Here is a 20,011-nt window from a genome sequence, read left to right as displayed (position 1 = left end):
GCTTGCGCTGGCTGCTCTGACCCTACCGACAAACCCGGAGAACGCATATGAAACCGAGTGTCTTCGCCCTGGCGGCAGCCGCCGCGCTGCTCACCATGGCTGTGCGACCAGCGCAAGCAGCACCTCGCACCAAGCCGATCGTCATCCTGGTGCACGGTGCCTTCGCCGAATCCGCGAGCTGGAATGCGGTGATCGCCCGGCTCAACAAGGCGGGCTACGAAACGATCGCGGCTGCCAATCCGCTACGCAGCGTGAAGGGGGACGCTGCCGAAGTCGCGACACTCATACGATCCATCTCCGGCCCGGTCGTTCTCGTCGGCCATTCCTATGGCGGGCCGGTGATCACAGAAGCTGCGAATGGGCAGGCGAATGTTAAGGCGCTCGTTTACGTGGCCGCGTTCGCGCCTGAGACAGGGGAATCCAGCCTGTCACTTTCGGGCAAGTTTCCGGGAAGCACGTTGGGAAGTGCGATCCGGGCGGTCGCGACGCCAAATAGCGGGCGCGATCTCTATATCAAACCGGAGAAATTCCAGACGCAGTTCGCTGCCGACGTTCCGAAAGGACAGGCTGCGTTGATGGCTGCCACACAACGGCCTGTTGCCGAAGCGGCCCTGGCCGAGCCGTCGGGCGTGCCTTCGTGGAAGTCGCTGCCGTCGTACATGATCTACGGAACCGGTGATCGGAACATTCCGCCGGCTGCGATGGATTTCATGGCGCAGCGCGCGCGGATGGTGAAGACCGTCGCCATCAACGGCGCGTCGCATGCCTTGATGATTTCGCACCCCGCAGAGGTCGTATCCATGATCGAGATGGCTGCGTCGTCTCGATAGTCGAACAACGGCCACGGTGATCGAACTGGGCAAACTCCACCGAATTATTCGCGGTCATCGCTTGTCGGATTGCGTATAGAATAGATATTCGTTTTATATAAACGACGATTGGCAATCGGTATTGTAGAATACAATAATCACGAGATCTTTTGCATAAATCTGAATCAACCTATTATATGGTATAGGTAAACTTATATTTTCGTCCAATCGCTCGCATAATACATTCAACCTAATGTCCTCCAAGCCGTGACTTGAACGGCAGCAATTAGGAGAGAGCCATGAGCTTAGACGTCGCTTCACGCTCCGGACGACCGGGGCCGGAAGAGCTGGTCCCGTCGCGCTACGCGGTGCGGGTCGGCGAGATTGATGTCCTGGTAGTCAGCGACGGGGTGCTGCCGCTCCCGACCAAGATGCTGGGGCATAACGTCGCCGAGACCGAGCGGGCCAGTTGGCTGAACGACATGTTCCTGCCGTCCGACGCTTTCGACTGGGCGCTGAACGTGGTCCTGGTGCGCAGCGGCGAGCAGGTCATACTTATCGACGCCGGGCTGGGTCTTGATCCGGAACTCAACCTGCCGCGGGCCGGACAACTGGTTAAGCGCCTGGAGGCCGCCGGCATCGATCTCGGCTCCGTCACCGACGTGGTGCTGACCCATATGCATATGGACCATGTCGGTGGTCTCCTCGTCGAGGGGGTGAAGGACCGACTGCGCCCGGACCTGCGGATCCATGTGGCGGCCGCCGAGGTGAAGTTCTGGGAGGCGCCCGACTTCACGCACGTCAACATGCCGGCGGGTTTCCCGGATGCCCTTCGAGCGGCCGCCAAGCGGTTCGCGCAAGAGTATCGCAGTCACCTGCGGCTGTTCGACGAGGAACACGAGGTCGCGCCGGGTGTCATCGTCCGCCGCACGGGCGGCCACACGCCCGGACATAGCGTGGTCCGTCTGTCTTCCGGCGGCGACCGCCTGACGTTCGCCGGCGACGCCGTTTTCGCTGTCGGGTTCGAACACCCCGACTGGTATAACGGCTTTGAGCATAACCCCGAGGAAGCGGCGCGCGTTCGCCTGCGTCTTTTGACGGAGCTGGCGGGCACCGGCGAACAGCTCGTGGCCACCCACCTCCCGTTTCCGTCCGTCGGTCGGGTCGCGGTCGAGGGCAACGCCTTCCGCTGGGTCCCGGTCTTCTGGGACTATTGAATACCAGTCTGGCTCTCGGCCGAGCCTGGCTGCGCAGTTTCCAAAGCCATGCCGGCTCGGCCGACAACCCGTCCTCGTCGAGGTCGACATCCTTAGATTGATCGAACCGCGCGCCGCATCGGCGGCCGCGCAGGAGGCATCTCATGAAAATCGTCATTATCGGTGGAACCGGATTGATCGGGTCGAAGGTCGCGGAGCGCCTGCGCAAGCAGGGGCATGACGTCATCGCCGCCGCCCCGAATACCGGCGTCAATACGATCACCGGCGAAGGTCTGGCCGCGGTACTCAAGAATGCTGCGGTGGTGATCGACCTCGCGAACTCGCCTTCCTTCGAGGACAAGGCTGTGCTCGAGTTCTTCCGGACGTCCGGCAAGAACCTGACGGCGGCGGAGAAGGTGGCCGGCGTCAAGCATCACGTCGCTCTCTCCATCGTCGGTACGGACCGTCTGCCTGACAGCGGTTATCTTCGCGCCAAGGTCGCTCAGGAAGAGATCATCCGGAACTCCGCCATTCCCTATACGATCGTGCGGTCCACGCAGTTCATGGAATTCCTCGGCGGCATTGCCCAGGCCGGCACGTCCGGCGACACAGCCCGCTTGTCGACGGGCAATCTTCAGCCGATCGCGTCCGACGATGTCGCCGATTTCGTCGCTGAGGCGGCACTGGCCGCGCCGGCCAACGGCATCATCGAAATCTCGGGCCCGGAGCGCGCGTCCCTTTGCGATTTCGTCGCCCGCTACCTTAAGGCGATCGGAGATACCCGCACCGTCGTCCCTGATCCGGATGCCAGGTATTTCGGGACCAAGCTGGAGGCTGGCTCGCTCGTCTCCGACAACAATCCCCGCGTCGGCCGGATCGACTTCGATCGCTGGTTCGCGACAGCTCCCCGGAAATAACCGCGCGTGGATGAGCCGATTTCGAAGCGGCTCATCCACCTTCATCGTTAAAGGACGATAGACATGATCAAGTCATTGGCGTGCGTCTTTGCGCTGACAGCGCTTCTGTCGATTTCGGCATTCGCACATGACACGCCCGGAGGTGGCGAAGGAGCAAAGGTTACGCTGGTCTACGACCGCGAGCTGCCTAACGTACCGGGCAAGAGCATGAGGGGCGTTCTCGTCGAATACGCTCCGGGCGGTTTCTCGGATGGTCATACACACCCTGCTTCCGCTTTCATCTATGCAACGGTGCTCGAAGGAGCGATCCGCAGCCAGGTCAATGATGGCCCCGCCACGGTCTACAAAGCCGGCGAGAGCTTCTCGGAATTCCCTGGCGACCGTCACGGCGTCAGCGAGAACGCGAGCAAGACCCACCCGGCAAAACTGCTTGCCGTGTTCGTCGTCGATACCGCCCAGCAGGAACTGACCTTCCCGCTCAAGAAGTAGATAGCGACGTCGGACAGCCATCCGGCGCACCGTCTTCCTCAGCATGAGCGACCGCCAAGGGAACCTCTTTCCATGCCCGGCGATGACCACTTCCTGCCTTTGGTGCTGATCAACATCCTCGGAACCGCTGGCATCGTCGTGTGGCACGTTCAGGGCAGCGGCCGTCCGACGGGTCGCCTGATCGTCCAGATCCTGTTCTTCATCGGCATGAGCGTCGTGCTCAATGCGGGAGGCATCGCTCCGCATCAGCCCGACGACCTCCATGCGGAGGGGCTGGCCGCGGTGCTTTCCAAGTCCGCCAGAATTCTCTGGTGGACCCACCTCGCCTGGACGATCATCGGCTTCATCCACATCTACGTCAGGCTCAATCGTAAGCCTCACGAAGCGCACCTGATCCTGGATATGGCCGTCGCCGGGATCTATCTCGGTGTAGCACTGTCGGTCATGGGGTTCGTCTTCGGCCTGCCGATCGCCACGCTTGTCACGACGTCGGGCGTTGTCGCCTTGATCCTGGGCCTCGCATTGCAGAATACGCTAGGCGATGTCTTTTCCGGCATCGCCCTGACGCTCGGCAAAGCTTATTCGATCGGTGACTGGGTGCAGTTGAACGACGGCACCGCGGGACGCGTCACCGAAACCAATTGGCGCTCCACCAACCTGCTGACTGGGTTGAACAACATCGTCGTGCTGCCGAACAGTCTGCTGGCGAAGCAGAGCCTGACCAGTTTGAGCCGCCCCGACGAGTCGCATCTGCTCACCCTGGGCCTGCGCTTTGCGGCCGGGCAGCGGCCGCGCATCATCGAGGACGCCATGCGCTCCGTGCTGGAAACCAGTACCCGTATCGTAAAGGATCCCCCGCCAGCCGTTGCCCTGAAGGCCATCGATGCGGCGGCCATCGAGGTGGAGTTGCAGTTCCGTGTCGCGAGCCTCGTAACGGGGACATCCGCCAAGAACGAGATCATCGACCTCATCCATGACCAATGCGGCGCGAGCGGTCTTTCGCTGGCCGGGCCTGCCTAGGACTCTCCATTCTGGTGCCACGGTGGGTTGCGGCGCTTGCCCGCATGCCGTCTCGCGCGCAGCAGCGGAACACTGGACGATCTCCTTGCAAGTCATGGATTTCCATAAGTGCAGCTGCAGCGTCCCGGCGCTAGGGTCTGGCGAGTTTGCCAGTCTGGTCTTCGCGAACTGGTGCTAGATGAAGCGGTGACGGTTTCGAGGCATTCCGTCTCCGAGAGGAGCAGCAGATCATGATAGCAGCGCTTCATCGAACGCCGCCGGCCATGATCTTCGTGATGCTGGCCCTTGGCCTTGCGGCATGCTGGTCGGCCGGTACTCCCATCGGCATTCTTGCACCCCTCGGCGCTCTCTTCCTCTACGCCCGGGGCTATTGGCTCCTGTCACTCTGGGGTGGGCTGCTGGTCGCCCTTGCCGGGGCGGTCCTCGCCGCGATGCTGTATCCGGGCGCGATACGGGACGCCTCGCGGTCGCTCGCAGCCCTCGCCACGGTGGCCGGCTGCATCGGCCTGCTTCTTGCGCCATATCCGCTTCGCCGAAGCAGCCGGCTCGCCGCGATGGGTCGGCAAGCGGCCGGGCAGCCGGACGGGCTGGCAGGCGACATGGACAGCGTCCCCGAAGGCGCTGTCCATCCAGATGACCGACCTGCGATCGCGCATGCCGCGGCCTACGCATTCTGGACGGGCGTGCCGCAAGTGACGAGCTATCGGCTGCGTGAGCCGGACGGCAGCTATCGCTGGACCGAATTGCGCGCCGAGCCGGGCTATGGCGTGAGCGTCGATGTCGACGCCATGGTGTCGAGACCGGATGATCGCTGGACTGTCGCGGAATCGCTTGGCGAGACCGTGCAGGCAGTGCAGGCCGCCAAGGTAATCGAGAGCTTGCACGGCAAGGCCTGGGCTTTCGATGCGATAGGGAAATTCACCTATGTGACCCCTGCGGCCCAGATTGCCATCGACATGGCTCTGGAGGATCTCAATCGTCGTCTCGGCGAGCGGGAATTCATCGATGGCGGTGAGGTCGGCTGGATGCGCGGTGTTCATCCGGACGATGTCGACGGGGCCGCTGCGACCCTGCGCCATTGCCTCAAGACGGGCGAGCCGTGGAACATCGAATACCGCATGCTTCGCGCAACGGGCCACTATGTCTGGCACCGCATTTCAGCGCGGCCGACACGGGATGGCGAGGGGCGCATCACCGGCTGGTTCGGCACCTCGATCGATATCGACGTCTATAAGAAAACCGAGGCTGCGCTGCGAGAGCGAGAAAAGCATCTCGAACAGCTCATCGACACGGTGCCTGCCATGATCTGGAGCATGTCAGCGGAGGGCCGCCCCATCTATCTTAACAGGCGGATCATGGAGGTCACCGGCGCCACGCTCGATACAGTCAAGGCGTCGGATGGGTCTCTATCGTTGAAGAAGATGATTCATCCGAATTTCTGGGAGCTGGCAGAAAAAACCTTCGCGAGATCGGTCGCGACCGGCGCGCCGTACGACATCAAGTACCTCCAGCATCGGGCTGGCGGCACCTATCGATGGACACAGACGCGCGCAGAACCTCTGTGCGACGAAGCCGGTAAGATTATTCGATGGTACGGTGTATCCGTCGATATCCACGATCTGATCACCACCCAGACCGAACTCAATCTCCGAAAGCAGGAATTGACGCGGCTGATCGATCTGGTTCCGAGCTTCCTCTGGCGACTGACCCCGACCGGGGCGCCGAATTTCTTCAACCGCCGCTTCATCGACTTCCTGGGCATTGATGACGGTGACCTTGAGCAATCCCGGACGGAGCGATACGCAGCCGCCCTGAAGGTTGCGATCCATCCGGACGACGCCAGTCGCGTTTGGGCAGAAATCAAGGACTGTCTCAGCAGCGGTCGGCCTTACGCGATGCGCTATCGCCTGCGACGTCACGATGGTGTTTATCGCTGGATGGACGGGCGTGCCGAGCCGCTCCTGGACGACGATGGCGGCATCATTCAGTGGTATGGTCTGTCCCATGACATCGACGACCAGTTGCGCGTCGAGGAGGCGCTCAGGGAAAGCGAACAATCGCTGCGCCAGTTGGTCGAGACACTGCCGGCCCTCATCTACTGCGCTGCGCCAAATGGGGAACCGATTTATCGAAGCGAGAAGCTGGGGGAGTTTCTTGGCTTTGGGCTCGGTGACAAGGACGCGGAGGGACGGACACGCCTGACCGGCACTCTCGAAGCGATCATCCATCCCGACGACCTGCCCGACGTAAAAGAGAGATACGGGCACTCGCTGGCGACGGGCGCGCCCTATGCGATGAAGCACCGCCTCCGGCGGGCGGATGGCGAGTATCGCTGGGTCGAGACGCGAACCGCGGCGATGAAAAATGCCGAGGGAGAGATCGTTCAGTGGAACGGCATCTGCTTCGAGATCGAAGATCAGGTGCGCGCGCAGGAAGCGCTGACATTGACGCAGGAACGCCTGGCACGCGCAGCGCAAGCTGCGAGCCTGGCCGAGCTATCTGCCTCGATCGCCCATGAGGTCAACCAACCGCTCGCGGCCGTGGTCGCCAATTCGCACGCGTGCCAGCGCTGGCTGACCTCGGACCCGCCCAATCTGGAGCGGGCGCAGAAAACCATCGAACGTATCATCAGGGATGCGAATTCAGCCGCCGATGTCGTCGGCCGGGTTCGTGCCTTGTTCAGGCAGACGGACCAAGCGCGAAACCTCTGCCCGCTCGACGCCATTCTTCATGAAGCGCGGGATCTGATGATGGAAGAGGCGGTCCGGCGCCGCATGCGTATCGAGGTCGAGGTCGAGGCAGGTCTTCCGTCGCTGGAGCTGGATCGCATCCAGATTCAGCAGGTTCTGGTCAACCTGATCCGCAACGGCCTTGAGGCGATGGAGCCTGCTCGGCGCGGGGTTCTGCGCGTCCGAACACTGCGCGCCGGCGAGTTCGTCAGGACCGAAGTCCGCGATACAGGCGCGGGTATCGGCGCCCCGGACAAGGTCTTCGAGCCGTTCTTCTCGACCAAATCCCATGGGATGGGCATGGGGCTGGCGATATCGCGCACCATCATCGAGTCCCATGGCGGGCGGCTATGGGCCGAGGACAATCAGCCCAGCGGGGCGACTTTCATCTTCACCCTCCCGGCGGAAGCGAAAGCGGATCATGACCGTTGACGACACCATCGTGTTCATCGTCGACGATGACGAGGCGCTGCGCGAGGCGCTGGGCGAGTTGCTCGAGGCCAACGGGGTTCGGTCGGTGCTGTTCCAATCCGCCGGCGACTATATCGGCGCCGACAAGCCCGACCTCCCGGCCTGCCTCCTTCTCGATATCGAGCTTCCCGATATCAACGGCCTCGACCTGCAACGGCAGATCGCGCGGGACGACCATCCGCCGATCGTGTTCATCACTGGCCATGGCGACATTCCCTCGTCGGTGCGTGCAATCAAGCATGGCGCCGTCGATTTCCTGACGAAGCCGTTCAGCGATACCGCGCTCCTGGCAGCGATCAACGCGGCGATCGCGCAGGACCGTGAAACAAGGGCGAAGCGCGCCGAGCTCACGCTGCTGAAGCAACGCTATCACGAGCTCTCTCCGCGAGAGCGAGACGTGCTTCCGCTGGTCGTGAGCGGACTCCTCAACAAGCAAGCTGCGGCCGAGCTCGGCATCAGCGAAGTGACCCTTCAGATTCATAGAAGAAACGTGATGCAGAAAATGGCGGCGTCATCGCTCGCCGACCTGGTGCGAATTGCGGAGCGTTTGGAAATCCCGATCCAGCATTCGCGCCGGATGGGAGGAATATAAGTGTGACCAAGAATAAATATGTCGTGGCCGTCGTCGATGATGATCCGAGATTGCTCGAATCGCTTGAGGAATTGCTCGAGTCTGCGGGATATGCGGTTCGTAGCTTCTCGTCAGCGGCAGCGCTGACACGGGCTGGCCTCTCCGGACTGGATCTCCTCATCACCGATGTCGGCATGCCGGGGCTGAATGGCTTCGAGCTGCGCGACCTCGTCAACCAAGAACGTCCGGAGCTGCCGGTCTTTCTCATCACCGGGCGCCACGAGATCGCCGAGCAGATCAGGGCGCGGGCCGTGGAGAGCTTCTTCTGCAAGCCGTTCGATGGCCAAGCCTTACTCGCGGCGATCGCAAGGGCACTAACTCAACAAGGACGTGGAAGGTGAACATGATCATTGACCGCTCACTCTCGCAAAAGTCGGTGCTCTCCTCCAGGCGAGGTGCAGCCGAAGAACAGCAGCCTCTCGTCATCATTGTCGATGACGACGCCTCGGTCCGAGACGCACTGTCTGAGCTTATGGAGTCGGCCGGCTTCGCAGCGGTTTCGTTCAGCTCGACACAGGCGCTGCTCGAGACCGGTAAGCTCGACCAGCCGGGATGTCTCATCCTCGACGTGCGTATGCCCGGTTTCAGCGGGCTCGATCTACAGCGCCATCTGACCACGAATGGAAATCCCAAGCCGATCGTCTTCCTCACTGGGCATGGCGACATCCCCATGACCGTCCAGGCCATGAAGGCGGGCGCGGTGGATTTCCTGACGAAGCCGGTCCGCGACCAGACGCTTCTGGACGCCGTCAATGCGGCCATCGGGCTGGATGCGGCGCGCAGGGCGGAAGCTGCGAAGATCAAAGGGTGTGTTGAGCGCCTGCAGACTCTGACGCCACGGGAGCGCGAAGTCATGTGCGAGGTCGCACGGGGTCGCCTCAACAAGCAGATCGCCTTCGACCTCGGCATCAGCGAGGTCACGGTCAAGCTGCACCGGGGTAACCTGATGCGGAAGATGGAAGTTGCCTCCCTCGGCGAACTTATCAGGGCGTGGGAGGCTCTTCCGGTCGGCATGCGTATGGCGAACGCCGCCTAGCCTTGGTGAGGCTGGGGCACCGGATTCGGTGCTCCAGAGCTTATGGTCACGGCGTGATGCTTCGCCAATGCGCCGGAATGGCTAAGCTAAGGAACGGCATGGCAACCTCTCCTGAGATCAGGTCAGCGTGATGCCGCCATCGACGGCTAGGTTGACGCCGGTGATGAATTGCCCGTCGGCGGAACAGAGAAAGAGCGCCGCCTGTGCGAGCTCTTCCGGCTTGCCCATCCGGCCGAACGGGATCATCCGGGCGGCCTGCTCCTCGACCTGCGCCTGCGTTTCCGGAGCGACGCCGAGCTTTCCAATAATCGGCGTATCGGTCGGGCCGGGGCTGAGCACGTTCACGCGAATGCGCCTGTCCTTAAGTTCCAGGGCCCAGTTGCGCGCAAACGCTTCGATTGCTGCCTTGCTGCCAGCGTAGACCGCGTGACCATCCAGCACCTTGCGGCTCGCGATCGAGCTCGTCAGCAAGATCACTCCGCCCTCACGCAATAGCGGAGTGATCTTCTGCACGCCGAAGAACGTGCCGCGCGCATTGGTGAGGAATTGCGTGTCGTAGTCGGCGACCGTCACGTTGAAGCTCGGCTGAATGCGGATGTTGCCCGCATTCGCCACATAGATGTCGGCCCGTCCGAAACGATCGGAGACCAGCGCGGCGACACGTTCGTGCGTGCCGAGGTCGGCAACATCACCTGCGAGGCCGGTCGCCTGAGGCCCGAGGGCGGCGACGGCTTCGGTCACGGCGTCTTCTCGACGACCGACGATCAGCACCTTCGCGCCAGCGGCTATGAACAGGCGCGCTGTCGCGAAGCCGATCCCGCTGTTGCCGCCGGTGATCACGGCGACCTTGTTCGACAATTTTCCCATGTGGATCTCCATTGATGATCCGTCAGTTGGGTCGCTCCTGAGTGAAATCAAAATATGCCGAAGTCGACGTGATCTATACGTTTGAATAGATCATATTGTCTTCGAGCGTATTGATCGTCATTTTAGGAAGATGAAAATAGACATACCTCGAAAATCTGACGACCAGATCGATGTTGTCGCCGGCTTGAGGTCGAAGTGTCGGGGTTTGATGCTCAATCGAGCGCCCTGAGCATTTCGGTCCCGCAACCAGTATCTGCGCCCTGGAGGCGCCAATGCCCAACAAAGCACTATCCAGTTCCACCGACCTCAGTCGGCGGGACCTTCTTTGCGGCGGCGCCGGCATGGCGGCGATTGGCACGCTTCCGCTCCAGTCCTTGGCGCAGCCCGCCACCGTTCCCCCTCACAACAGCAAAAGGAGCCGACGCATGAATTATGTCACCACGCGGGATGGCGTTGAGATTTTCTACAAGGATTGGGGCCCGAAATCGGCCCAGCCGCTGGTCTTTCACCATGGCTGGCCGCTCAGTTCGGACGATTGGGACACCCAGATGCTCTTCTTCTTGGCCCAGGGTTTCCGGGTCGTCGCTCACGACCGGCGTGGGCATGGCCGTTCGAGCCAGGTCAGCGACGGGCATGACATGGACCACTACGCGGCCGACGCCGCGGCCGTCGTCGAACACCTCGACCTGCGCAACGCCGTGCATATCGGACACTCCACCGGAGGCGGCGAGGCGACGCGCTATGTCGCGCGCCATGGCAGGAGCCGTACGGCGAAGCTCGTTCTCATCGGCGCAGTCCCGCCGATCATGGTCAAGACCGAGCGGAACCCGGGCGGCCTGCCGATCGAAGTCTTCGATGGTCTCCGGAAGAGTCTCGCGGCCAATCGCAGCAAGTTCTACACCGATCTCGCATCGGGGCCGTTCTACGGATTCAATCGCGCCGGGGTCGAGACGGATGCCAACGTCGTCCAGAACTGGTGGCGCCAGGGCATGATGGGAGCTGCCAAGGCTCATCACGAGGGTATCAAGGCCTTCTCCGAGACCGATTTCACGGAGGATCTCAAGGTCATCGAGGCTCCGGCTCTCGTCATGCATGGCGATGATGATCAGATCGTCCCGATCGGCGACAGCGCCCCGCTTTCGGCGAAGCTCCTGAAGCGGGCGACCCTGACGATCTACAACAAGTTCCCGCACGGCATGGCGACCACCCATGCGGATACGATCAACAGAGACATCCTTGCCTTCGTCCGAGGGTAACGCTCACGGACGAGGCGGCTGGCGAAGCCGCCTCGTCATAGTTGCCGTCCGCCGATCAGCTTCGGCGGTGAGTCATCGCACAGGGAAGCCGCGGCCTGCGAGCCGACCGTTCGCTGACAGCTTCTGGAATCCGTCGATCGAGGCCCTCGAAAGCCATGTCAGAAATCCAAAAAGACCGTCAAATTTTGGCCGGCGTTGCTGTGCCGGATACTAAACTGGTGGCCAGCGCTCTCGCTTATGCTCGCCGAGCATGCGAGCCTTACCTGTACAACCACGTTGTGCGCTCCTGGCTTTTCGCCGCTCGCCTAGGGCAGCTTCGGCATATCCATCATGATGAGGAAGTCGTCGCTGTCGGGACGCTCCTGCACGATGTCACGCTGAACGAGCGGTTCAACGAGCCGCGACGGTTCGAGGTCGAGGGCGCCGATCTCGCCCGAAGCTTTGCCCGAGAGAGCGGTGTCGACGATCGTCGTGCTCAGTTGATTTGGGACAGCGTAGCCCTCAACTCAACACCGTCGATCGGCCTCTACAAGGAGGCTGAGGTTGCGCTCTGCACGGCAGGCATCTGCCTAGATGTCGTCGGACTGCAATACGACGCGCTCCCGCCGGACGAGGTCCAGCAGATCCTCCTGGCCTATCCGAGGCTCGGGATGAAGCGGCTGATGACGCAGTGCTTCTGCCACATCGCCAGAACCCGTCCTGAAACCACCTACGACAATTTCGTGCGTGATTTCGGCGAGCGGCTCGTAGCGGACTACCGCGCGCCGTCGTCGGTCGATTCTGTCGAGCGCGCGCCGTTCGACGAGTGAGATGCATTCCTCAGGGAGCGAGGATATCAAGGAGACGGCGCATGAAGATCGTTGTGGTAGGCGGGACCGGCATGATCGGGTCCAAGCTCGTCGATGCGCTGGCCGGCCGTAGTCTCGAAATCGAAATCGCCTCGCCATCGCGCGGCGTCGATACGGTCACCGGAGAAGGTCTGGCCGAGGCGCTGTCCGGCGCGCAGATGGTCGTGGACGTTTCCAACTCTCCGACCTTCGATCAGGACGCCGCGCTCGCCTTCTTCGAGGCCTCCGGACGCAACCTGCTCGCTGCCGAGGAGGCCGCCGGCGTCCAGCATCACGTCGTTCTCTCTGCCGTCGGGACCGATCGGCTACCCGATTGCGGGTATTTCCGAGCCAAGATGATGCAAGAGGTGATCGTGAGAAGCGCAAACGTGCCCTATACGGTCGTGAGGTCGACGCCCTTCTTTGAGTACATCAACGGAATCGTCGAGGCCGCCGCGGAAGGAGACTCGCTTCGCATTTCGCCGGCCCTGATCCAGCCCATCGCAGGCGACGATGTCGCGCTTGCACTGCGCGACGTCGTCCTCGGGCGCGCGCAGAACCGCGAACTGGAAATCGCGGGCCCGGACCGCTTTCGGCTCGACGAAATCGCTCGTGAAATATTGGCCGCTAACGAGGATCCGCGGCCGATCGTTGTCGATCCCAAAGCGCTCTATTTTGGAGCCGTGTTGCATAACGACACCCTCGTGCCTGGTGATCATCAGCGCATTGCGGCGCCGACACGCTTCGAGGATTGGCTGCGACGATACGTGGCACAGTCGCTGGCCCCGGCCAACTAAAGCAGTGTGCCAGAGGGCGTCGACGCGGCGAAGTTCGGCTTTTACTCCGTGCGATTATACTGAATCGCGAGGTCGGAGCTGCGTCACGGCGATGGGGATGACGTGAGCATTGGGCCAACGACGCATCGCGGACGCGGCCGCAAGACATCGCAGTAGAAGATACAGCGGTGTCGATAACGGGCTCTGTCAGCTCGAGAAAATCAGCACCAACGATGGCAATAGAGATTCCGGATATCTACAAATATCCGCGCACAGACGCGAGACATCCAAAGTTTATATTTAGATCGAGTGCATATGAAATTTATACCTATGTTTATTAATGGGAACATGCAAGTAGGTTTTGCAGATTGAAACCTAATCTTCGGCATAATTCTAAGATCACTGGAATTTGCCAAAGTGGATCCGCGGTACAGACATCCGCTACCTGTTAAGGCCAGATGAGCATCGGGGGCCAAGATGAGCATACAGATCCACATCACCGAACCTGGGGAGGAGTTGCGAGGCGGCGCCGATCAGTCATTGCAGGCGATGGCGCGCCTATTGGCCGTCGCGGGGCATGATCTCAAACAACCCATTCAGATAGCAATGCTGTCGATCGCCGTAGCGGCCGGCAAGATCACCTCAGAACCTGTCGCGAGAAGATTGAGAACTGCACTCGATGCAATGAGGCGGCTCAATTCGGAGCTTGATGACATCGCCCGGCTCTCGCAACTAGGCACGACAATGCCAAGGACAATGCCCGTCGACCTCGACGGCATGCTATATGAAGTCGAACGCGACTGGCGCGCATACGCGGATGAATGCGGTACGGTCCTTCAGATCAATTCCTCCCCGGTTTGCGTCCAGTCCGATCCAGCCATGCTGAAAACGATCCTGCGCAACCTTGTGGGCAATGCAATCCGACACGCCGGGCCGCGCGGCCACGTCTCGTTATCATGCATGCGACGTGGTAGTACGCTTCAGATCGACGTCCAGGACGATGGGAACGGCATCGCGGTTGGTCAACTATCGCGAGTCTTCGACGCTTTCGAGCGCTGCGGCGGCGCAAGCTCTCACGACGGACTTGGTCTCGGCCTGACCATAGTACGCCAGACAGCCGAAATGTTGCGCCACCCGATTTCGGTGCGTTCCGTCGAGAATGAGGGGTCCACCTTTTCTATTGACGTGCCGTTGTTGGGGCCTCGCATTGCACAGCCGATGGATGCAGGCCCGTTCGAACCTAGCCTTGGCGAGGGAACACAAGTGGAGAGTAGGCTAGTATCAATTTTTTCCGAAGAGGATGGCATCCTCAGGCAGTCGTGAGCTGCGCGGATGCTTTGTCGCTCAAGCCGGTTCGGCCCCCCAACCGGTTTTCGAGTAGACTATGTCGTCCCGCCGTTCGCCAATGCCTAGCCTCAACTCCATCAGCAGTGCCGGGGGCGGTGCCGCGCTGTGGGAAAGGTTGTCACTGCAGATTGCCGATGCATGTCGAACCGCCAGCAGCGTTGCTTCCCATTTGGGGGGCGCCGACGGCAGACAGGATGATGCGGCGGATCCGATCGAGAGTCGGCGCCGTGGGTTGCCGCGACGCCCCTTCGATCCGACGAAGCATCAATGCAGCCGAGTGGTAGGCGACGCCAACTGCCCCATGCCCGATAAGTGCCGGATAAAATAGACATAGCCTTCCGCTGATCTCGCAGGATTCTTGATCAGAGGCGCCATGGGACAGTGCTGGCTTGATTCCGTAAAGACAAGGAAGGGCGCGGGGATGAGACAATGATTCCGCTTCAATACCAATCTATGAGCGAGCAGATCCTACACGTTGGTTCAAGTCGGCCAGACCGTTGTTTGATTTAATGCGGCATGGAATCCGAGTTTATTTTGCGACGCCGCAGCCACTTACGGAGGTGGCTGATACGGCTGAGTTGGCAGAATCAGCAGGAGAATCTCGTGGGACAGCCACAAACAACGAAGAACTTTGATAAATCATCTGGTGAGAGGCTGGGGCGCGACGACTTGGTTCCGTCGCGCTACGCCGTGCGGGTCGGCGAGATCGACGTGCTGGTCATCAGCGACGGCGTTCTGGAGCCGCCTGCAGAGTCAATGGCTACTAATGCCGACCCGGCGACCCGGAACGCCTGGCTCGATCGGTCATTCCTGGCGCACGACACATTCGATTGGGCGCTGAACGCGGTCGTGGTGCGCAGCGGGAAACAGACCATTCTCATCGACAGCGGAATTGGTGGCGAAGTTCCGGACTTCACGCGGGCCGGGCTGTTCGGCCATCGACTCGCGGCCGCCGGCGTCGATCTGGCCTCTGTGACCGACGTGGTGCTGACGCACATGCACTTCGACCATGTGGGGGGGCTCCTCGTCGATGGAGTGAAGGAGCAGCTTCGTCCGGACCTACGGGTCCATGTCTCTGCCGCGGAAGCCAAGTTCTGGGAAGCGCCTGATTTCTCTCGCACCGGCATGCCGCCGGCTCTTGCGGAGATCGCGAGAAATGCGTCGAAGCGCTTCTTGAAGATGTACCACACCGAGTTGCGCACTTTCGAGCAGGAACAGCAGATTGCGCCGGGGGTGATCGTCACTCGCACCGGCGGCCATACCCCCGGCCACAGCGTGGTGCGCATCGCGTCCGGCAGCGACAGGCTGATGTTCGGCGGCGACGCCATATTCCCAGTCTCGTTTGACCATCCCGAGTGGCACAACGGTTTCGAACACGACCCCGAGGAGGCCACCCGCGTTCGGCTGCGCCTGATGCAGGAGCTGGCGACGACCGGCTCCTGGCTGGTGTCCACGCACATGCCGTTCCCATCCGTCGGTCGCGTGGCGGCTGAGGGCAAAGTCTTTCGCTGGGTGTCGGCCTGGTGGGACTACTGAGCCGCCGGTCAGGCGGCACCGGCCTTGCGGCCGTCAGATCCAGATCGCATAGGTTCGGAGCCACTCTCAGAGGTGCCCAAACGGGCGATTAAACGAGCGCAAGACGATGCGGCAGCGGGATTGGTCCGCTGCCCTTCGTTGGGAACTCGTTGGGCGACCGGCAGGCGGGCGTGCTCAATGAACAGCCTTGGCCACGGCGAGACGTCTGTCGTGAGCCACCGAACTGTGCCGCCTGCCCTACCCTCCTGCGTGCCTTCTGCGAGGCATCCGGCGTGGGCTCGCTACGCAACTCGGCACTCTCTCCAAGACGAATTCGATCGTGCGACAGGCTGGCGCATCATTGCTTGGCCTCAGGAGCTTTCGTGTCGACCCCTGCGTACCTTACGGTCGAGGAAGTTGTTGCCCGCTACCGTGGCCAGGTCAGCGAAGGCACGCTGCGGAACTGGCGAGCGATGCGGATCGGTCCGTCCTTTATCAAGATCGGCAAGGCGGTCCTCTATCCCGTCAGCGAGCTCGATCGTTGGGACAAATCCAATCTGGTGATTTGCAGACCTTCCCGGTCTTTGTCGTTGGAGGAGCACGCTCCCGCACGTTGAGGTGGATCACCGTGGCTGGCTGTTCAAGCCATCGGCGATGCGATATGACGAAATTCACGATGCGGAATCCGTGACAAAGCGGGATTGCGGAGTATCGTACAAGCTTAAGCATGATTGATGATTATTTATCACGAGTAATCACGCTCTACATATACCACTTAGCGACCCCTTTTGATTTCGAATTTAAAGCAGGGCGTTGAAACACAAAAGGAATTTAGCTTAGAGTAGACTGGTCCACAATCATCCGTCGGGTGACCCGACACCGTCGACCCCGGATGTGAAAATGACCCGCGAACTCGTTGATATCGCAAAGCCACTGGGCATCGCGATCCACGACCACATCATCGTCGGGCGCGACGGTCACGCAAGCTTCCGGGGCTTGGGCCTGCTTTAGGGCTTCCTCCCGGCCGACCGGCAAGTCGCGTGAAAAGGAGCGCTGCTGGAATGCCGCCATTTTCGCTCAAGCGGGTCTACGATCCAGCTCAGGAGAATGACGGCTTGCGCGTTCTCGTCGATCGGCTCTGGCCACGCGGTATCGCCAGGGACCGTGTCGACCTCTGGCTGAAGGACATTGCGCCGAGCGACATGCTGCGCAAGCGCTTCCACGGACAGCCCGACCATTGGGACGAGTTTCTCGCCGCCTACTACGCCGAACTGAAGGGTGCGGCAGCGCTGGCTGCCGTGCGCACCCTGTTCGAGCATTCGAGGGAAGGCCCGGTCACCCTGCTCTACGCCGCCCGCGACGCGGAGCACAACAACGCCGTCGCACTGAAGCAATGGCTCGAAGGGCAGCCCGGGAATCAGGCCTGACGGAGGTGGCTGAGCCCACCAAGTTCCCCGCTCCCGATCGGATCCAAACTTGCCGGAAGCAGCGGCTGCCTTGACCGTTCGACTATTGGACAAACGCCCGGACGGCCAGCTTGCGCGGATTGACTAAGGAATAGGCAGAAGCCGGCGCGCCCCTGACCATCGGCCCCCTTCCCGAACGCAAGCGAATGCGCATAGGCTACCGAAAATGGGGAAAGATGCCTGACATGGTCGCGTTTGATGAAATGACCGGCTCGGGGGCCGAATTACGACCGGCCTATGACGCGCTTGACCGCTGGCTGAAGGAAGCGCCGCCGGAAATGCTGGCGCTGCGGCGCAGCCAGGCCGAACTGTTCTTCCGGCGTATCGGCATCACCTTCGCGGTTTATGGCGACGAGGAATCGACCGAGCGGCTGATCCCCTTCGACATCATCCCGCGCGTGCTGACCAAGCCCGAATGGACCAAGCTGGAGGCGGGCCTGCGCCAGCGCGTCACCGCGCTGAACATGTTCTTGGCCGATGTCTATGGCCCCAAGGAGTGCCTGAAGGCCGGCATCATCCCGCCCGATCTGGTCTATCGCAACGCCTGCTATCAACTCGAGATGGTCGATTTCAAGGTGCCGCACGGCATCTACTGCCACATCGCCGGCATCGACATCGTCCGAGTCGACGCGGACACCTTCTATGTGCTGGAAGACAATGCCCGTACCCCGTCCGGCGTCTCCTATATGATGGAGAACCGCGAGGTGATGCTGCGGCTCTTCCCGGAACTCTTCGCCATGCATCGCGTGGCGCCCGTCGACAATTATCCCGACCAGCTGCTGGCGACGCTGCGCTCGGTCGCACCGCGCAGCGCCCCCTCGGACCCGACGATCTGCCTGCTGACGCCCGGCCAGTTCAATTCGGCCTTCTACGAACACTCGTTCCTGGCCGACAAGCTCGGCATCGAGCTGGTCGAGGGCTCTGACCTGCTGGTCAAGGACGACGTCGTCTACATGCGGACGACGCAGGGTCCCAAACGCGTCGACGTGATCTACCGGCGCATCGACGATGATTTCATCGACCCGCTGGTCTTCCGCGGCGATTCGGTGCTCGGCGTGCCCGGCCTGATCGGAGCCTACAAGGCCGGCAACGTCACGCTTGCGAACGCAGTGGGCACCGGCGTCGCCGACGACAAGGCTGTCTATAGCTACATGCCGGAGATCGTGAAGTTCTTCACCGGGGAGGAGCCGATCCTGAAGAACGTCCCGACCTTCCGCTGCCGCGAGCCCGAGGCCAATGCCTATGTGCTCGACAATCTCGACAAGCTCGTCGTCAAGGAGGTCAACGGTTCGGGCGGCTACGGCATGCTGGTGGGGCCCCACGCCAACAAGGCCCAGATCGAGACATTTCGCAGGAAGCTGAAGGCGAGCCCTGAGGGCTTCATCGCCCAGCCGACGCTGGCGCTTTCGACCTGCCCGACCTTCGTGGCGTCGGGCGTCGCGCCGCGCCATGTCGATCTGCGCCCCTATGTGCTCTCGGGCGCCAACGGCATTTCCTGCGTGCCGGGCGGGCTGACGCGCGTTGCCCTCAAGGAAGGCTCGCTGGTGGTGAATTCCAGCCAGGGCGGCGGCACCAAGGACACATGGGTGCTCGATGCGTAACATCAACGGTGGCATTCCTGCCGGACTTAGCCCAGACGCTCCGCGCCTCGTCACGAAAAGGCCCGAACTGACCATGCTATCGCGCACCGCCGACAGCCTTTACTGGGTCTCCCGCTATGTCGAGCGGGCCGAGTATCTCGCCCGCATCCTCGACGCCACGATGCGCCTGACCAACCTGCCCTCCGCCTATGGCGGCGCGGGCACCGAATGGCAGAGCGCAGTATCGACAGCCGGCTGCGAGGAAACTTTCGCCAAGGTCTATGGCGAGGCCAATGAGCGCAATGTCTGCGACTTCCTGACCTTCAACCCCGACAACGCCTCCTCGATCCGCAACTGCTTCGCGCTGGCGCGCTCGAACGCGCGCGCCGTGCGCACTGCATTGACCTCGGAGATGTGGGACGCGCTGAATGGCGCCTGGCTCGAACTCCAGCGCTTCGAGAAGAAGCGCATGGATCGCGAGGAACTGGCGCGCTTCCTGGACTGGGTGAAGAACGTCTCACTCGTCTTCGACGGCTCGGCCTACCGCACCATGCTGCGCGATGACGGCTACTGGTTTTCCAGGCTCGGCGTCTATGTCGAGCGGGCCGACAACACGGCCCGCATCCTCGACGTCAAATACCATGTCCTGCTGCCGGCCAATGAGCAGGTCGGCGGCTCGCTCGATTATTTCCAGTGGACGACGATCCTGCGCGAGGTCTCGGCGCTGACCGCCTATCACTGGGTCTACCGCGAGGCGGTGAAGCCGCTGCTGATCGCCGACCTGCTGATCCTGAACCGGCGCATGCCGCGCTCGCTCGCCGCCTGCTACGAAAACATCTCGCGCTTTCTCGACCATCTCGGCGATGCCTATGGCCGGCAGGGTCCGGCCCAGCGCCAGGCGCGCAAGACCCTCGCCAACCTCAACAACACCCGCATCGACGATATCTTCGAACACGGACTGCATGAGTTCATCTCGGACTTCATCACCGAGAACAACCGCCTGGGCGGCACGATCATCGAGCAGTATCTGCAATGATCATCGGCCAGACGCCCTGCGGCGACGGAGCGCTCGCCTCCGC

Annotated in this window: 19 protein-coding genes and 2 pseudogenes; 20 read left to right on the top strand and 1 reads right to left on the bottom strand. The window is 61.7% G+C overall.

The genetic code is table 11. The annotated features are described in order from the left end of the window. Positions 1 to 47: 47 nt before the first annotated feature. The 10 genes and pseudogenes from C4S73_RS09585 (at position 48) to C4S73_RS09545 (ending at position 9,298) form a co-directional block, all read left to right on the top strand. Positions 48 to 830, top strand: a complete 783-nt coding sequence (locus tag C4S73_RS09585; RefSeq protein WP_103872240.1) for an alpha/beta fold hydrolase — start codon at positions 48 to 50, stop codon at positions 828 to 830. 278 nt (positions 831 to 1,108) lie between these two features. Then, positions 1,109 to 2,026, top strand: a complete 918-nt coding sequence (locus C4S73_RS09580) for an MBL fold metallo-hydrolase (RefSeq protein ID WP_103872239.1) — start codon at positions 1,109 to 1,111, stop codon at positions 2,024 to 2,026. Between the two features lie 143 nt (positions 2,027 to 2,169). Continuing rightward, positions 2,170 to 2,922, top strand: a complete 753-nt coding sequence (locus C4S73_RS09575) for an SDR family oxidoreductase (protein WP_057193508.1) — start codon at positions 2,170 to 2,172, stop codon at positions 2,920 to 2,922. A gap of 63 nt (positions 2,923 to 2,985) precedes the next feature. Next, positions 2,986 to 3,411, top strand: coding sequence for a cupin domain-containing protein (locus C4S73_RS09570; protein ID WP_057193509.1), 426 nt, complete (start codon positions 2,986 to 2,988; stop codon positions 3,409 to 3,411). A 72-nt stretch (positions 3,412 to 3,483) separates the two neighbouring features. Beyond that, complete coding sequence (locus tag C4S73_RS09565; RefSeq protein ID WP_057193510.1) at positions 3,484 to 4,431, top strand: mechanosensitive ion channel family protein; 948 nt, start codon at positions 3,484 to 3,486, stop codon at positions 4,429 to 4,431. A 230-nt stretch (positions 4,432 to 4,661) separates the two neighbouring features. After that, positions 4,662 to 5,672: pseudogene (locus C4S73_RS29035) on the top strand (PAS domain-containing protein); the annotation flags it as partial. Beyond that, entirely contained in the window at positions 5,646 to 7,592 is a 1,947-nt protein-coding gene (locus C4S73_RS09560; RefSeq protein ID WP_425290334.1) for a PAS domain-containing protein, read from the top strand. The pseudogene C4S73_RS29035 and the gene C4S73_RS09560, both read left to right, overlap by 27 nt. Continuing rightward, positions 7,582 to 8,223, top strand: coding sequence for a response regulator transcription factor (locus C4S73_RS09555; RefSeq protein ID WP_103872237.1), 642 nt, complete (start codon positions 7,582 to 7,584; stop codon positions 8,221 to 8,223). Before C4S73_RS09560 ends, C4S73_RS09555 begins: the two co-directional genes overlap by 11 nt. Positions 8,224 to 8,225: 2 nt before the next feature. Next, positions 8,226 to 8,603, top strand: coding sequence for a response regulator (locus C4S73_RS09550; RefSeq protein ID WP_057193513.1), 378 nt, complete (start codon positions 8,226 to 8,228; stop codon positions 8,601 to 8,603). A 2-nt stretch (positions 8,604 to 8,605) separates the two neighbouring features. Beyond that, positions 8,606 to 9,298 (top strand): response regulator transcription factor, encoded by a 693-nt coding sequence (locus C4S73_RS09545; protein WP_057193514.1) that lies wholly within the window; start codon positions 8,606 to 8,608, stop codon positions 9,296 to 9,298. Between the two features lie 117 nt (positions 9,299 to 9,415). On the opposite strand, the gene C4S73_RS09540 is transcribed toward C4S73_RS09545, so the two are convergent. Further along, positions 9,416 to 10,165, bottom strand: a complete 750-nt coding sequence (locus C4S73_RS09540) for an SDR family NAD(P)-dependent oxidoreductase (protein WP_103872449.1) — start codon at positions 10,163 to 10,165, stop codon at positions 9,416 to 9,418. Positions 10,166 to 10,590: 425 nt separating this feature from the next. Here C4S73_RS09540 and C4S73_RS09535 point away from each other — a divergent pair, with 425 nt between their 5' ends. The 10 genes and pseudogenes from C4S73_RS09535 to C4S73_RS09490 all read left to right on the top strand — a co-directional run bounded on the left by C4S73_RS09535 (position 10,591) and on the right by C4S73_RS09490 (position 19,968). Beyond that, positions 10,591 to 11,421 carry an alpha/beta fold hydrolase gene (locus C4S73_RS09535; protein WP_103872236.1) on the top strand — a complete coding sequence of 277 codons (831 nt, stop codon included), beginning with the start codon at positions 10,591 to 10,593 and terminating at the stop codon, positions 11,419 to 11,421. A gap of 155 nt (positions 11,422 to 11,576) precedes the next feature. Beyond that, positions 11,577 to 12,230, top strand: a complete 654-nt coding sequence (locus C4S73_RS09530) for an HD domain-containing protein (protein ID WP_103872235.1) — start codon at positions 11,577 to 11,579, stop codon at positions 12,228 to 12,230. A gap of 41 nt (positions 12,231 to 12,271) precedes the next feature. Continuing rightward, complete coding sequence (locus C4S73_RS09525; protein WP_103872234.1) at positions 12,272 to 13,045, top strand: SDR family oxidoreductase; 774 nt, start codon at positions 12,272 to 12,274, stop codon at positions 13,043 to 13,045. Positions 13,046 to 13,501: 456 nt separating this feature from the next. After that, the gene (locus C4S73_RS09520) at positions 13,502 to 14,347 is read left to right on the top strand and encodes a sensor histidine kinase (RefSeq protein ID WP_103872233.1); all 846 of its coding nucleotides are present in this window, start codon (positions 13,502 to 13,504) and stop codon (positions 14,345 to 14,347) included. Between the two features lie 597 nt (positions 14,348 to 14,944). Beyond that, positions 14,945 to 15,907 (top strand): MBL fold metallo-hydrolase, encoded by a 963-nt coding sequence (locus C4S73_RS09515; protein ID WP_425290333.1) that lies wholly within the window; start codon positions 14,945 to 14,947, stop codon positions 15,905 to 15,907. A gap of 362 nt (positions 15,908 to 16,269) precedes the next feature. Further along, positions 16,270 to 16,503 carry a helix-turn-helix transcriptional regulator gene (locus C4S73_RS09510; protein WP_103872231.1) on the top strand — a complete coding sequence of 78 codons (234 nt, stop codon included), beginning with the start codon at positions 16,270 to 16,272 and terminating at the stop codon, positions 16,501 to 16,503. A gap of 229 nt (positions 16,504 to 16,732) precedes the next feature. Continuing rightward, positions 16,733 to 16,897: pseudogene (locus C4S73_RS09505) on the top strand (JAB domain-containing protein); the annotation flags it as partial. Positions 16,898 to 16,947: 50 nt separating this feature from the next. Then, on the top strand, positions 16,948 to 17,313 hold the full coding sequence (locus tag C4S73_RS09500; protein WP_103872229.1) for a DUF488 domain-containing protein: 366 nt from the start codon (positions 16,948 to 16,950) through the stop codon (positions 17,311 to 17,313). 224 nt (positions 17,314 to 17,537) lie between these two features. Continuing rightward, positions 17,538 to 18,953, top strand: a complete 1,416-nt coding sequence (locus tag C4S73_RS09495) for a circularly permuted type 2 ATP-grasp protein (protein WP_425290328.1) — start codon at positions 17,538 to 17,540, stop codon at positions 18,951 to 18,953. Between the two features lie 73 nt (positions 18,954 to 19,026). Continuing rightward, a complete protein-coding gene (locus tag C4S73_RS09490) occupies positions 19,027 to 19,968 on the top strand; it encodes an alpha-E domain-containing protein (RefSeq protein ID WP_103872227.1) in 942 nt (313 codons plus the stop codon). The last annotated feature ends 43 nt before the right edge of the window (positions 19,969 to 20,011 follow it).

The sequence above is a fragment of the Allobosea lathyri genome, from assembly GCF_900108245.1.
Taxonomy (GTDB): Bacteria; Pseudomonadota; Alphaproteobacteria; order Rhizobiales; family Beijerinckiaceae; genus Allobosea; species Allobosea lathyri.
Note: the sequence above shows the minus strand (reverse complement) of the source record. Positions and strands in the feature narration are given on the sequence as shown.

Bases quoted from the DNA above. Each gene is read 5' to 3' on its own strand.
- C4S73_RS09585 (WP_103872240.1), top strand. From the start codon at position 48: ATGAAACCGAGTGTCTTCGCCCTGGCGGCAGCCGCCGCGCTGCTCACC.
- C4S73_RS09530 (WP_103872235.1), top strand. From the start codon at position 11,577: ATGTCAGAAATCCAAAAAGACCGTCAAATTTTGGCCGGCGTTGCTGTG.
- C4S73_RS09520 (WP_103872233.1), top strand. From the start codon at position 13,502: ATGAGCATACAGATCCACATCACCGAACCTGGGGAGGAGTTGCGAGGC.
- C4S73_RS09540 (WP_103872449.1), bottom strand. From the start codon at position 10,165: ATGGGAAAATTGTCGAACAAGGTCGCCGTGATCACCGGCGGCAACAGC.
- C4S73_RS09490 (WP_103872227.1), top strand. From the start codon at position 19,027: ATGCTATCGCGCACCGCCGACAGCCTTTACTGGGTCTCCCGCTATGTC.
- C4S73_RS09500 (WP_103872229.1), top strand. From the start codon at position 16,948: ATGCCGCCATTTTCGCTCAAGCGGGTCTACGATCCAGCTCAGGAGAAT.
- C4S73_RS09570 (WP_057193509.1), top strand. From the start codon at position 2,986: ATGATCAAGTCATTGGCGTGCGTCTTTGCGCTGACAGCGCTTCTGTCG.
- C4S73_RS09525 (WP_103872234.1), top strand. From the start codon at position 12,272: ATGAAGATCGTTGTGGTAGGCGGGACCGGCATGATCGGGTCCAAGCTC.
- C4S73_RS09555 (WP_103872237.1), top strand. From the start codon at position 7,582: ATGACCGTTGACGACACCATCGTGTTCATCGTCGACGATGACGAGGCG.
- C4S73_RS09545 (WP_057193514.1), top strand. From the start codon at position 8,606: ATGATCATTGACCGCTCACTCTCGCAAAAGTCGGTGCTCTCCTCCAGG.
- C4S73_RS09565 (WP_057193510.1), top strand. From the start codon at position 3,484: ATGCCCGGCGATGACCACTTCCTGCCTTTGGTGCTGATCAACATCCTC.
- C4S73_RS09535 (WP_103872236.1), top strand. From the start codon at position 10,591: ATGAATTATGTCACCACGCGGGATGGCGTTGAGATTTTCTACAAGGAT.
- C4S73_RS09580 (WP_103872239.1), top strand. From the start codon at position 1,109: ATGAGCTTAGACGTCGCTTCACGCTCCGGACGACCGGGGCCGGAAGAG.
- C4S73_RS09575 (WP_057193508.1), top strand. From the start codon at position 2,170: ATGAAAATCGTCATTATCGGTGGAACCGGATTGATCGGGTCGAAGGTC.
- C4S73_RS09495 (WP_425290328.1), top strand. From the start codon at position 17,538: ATGGTCGCGTTTGATGAAATGACCGGCTCGGGGGCCGAATTACGACCG.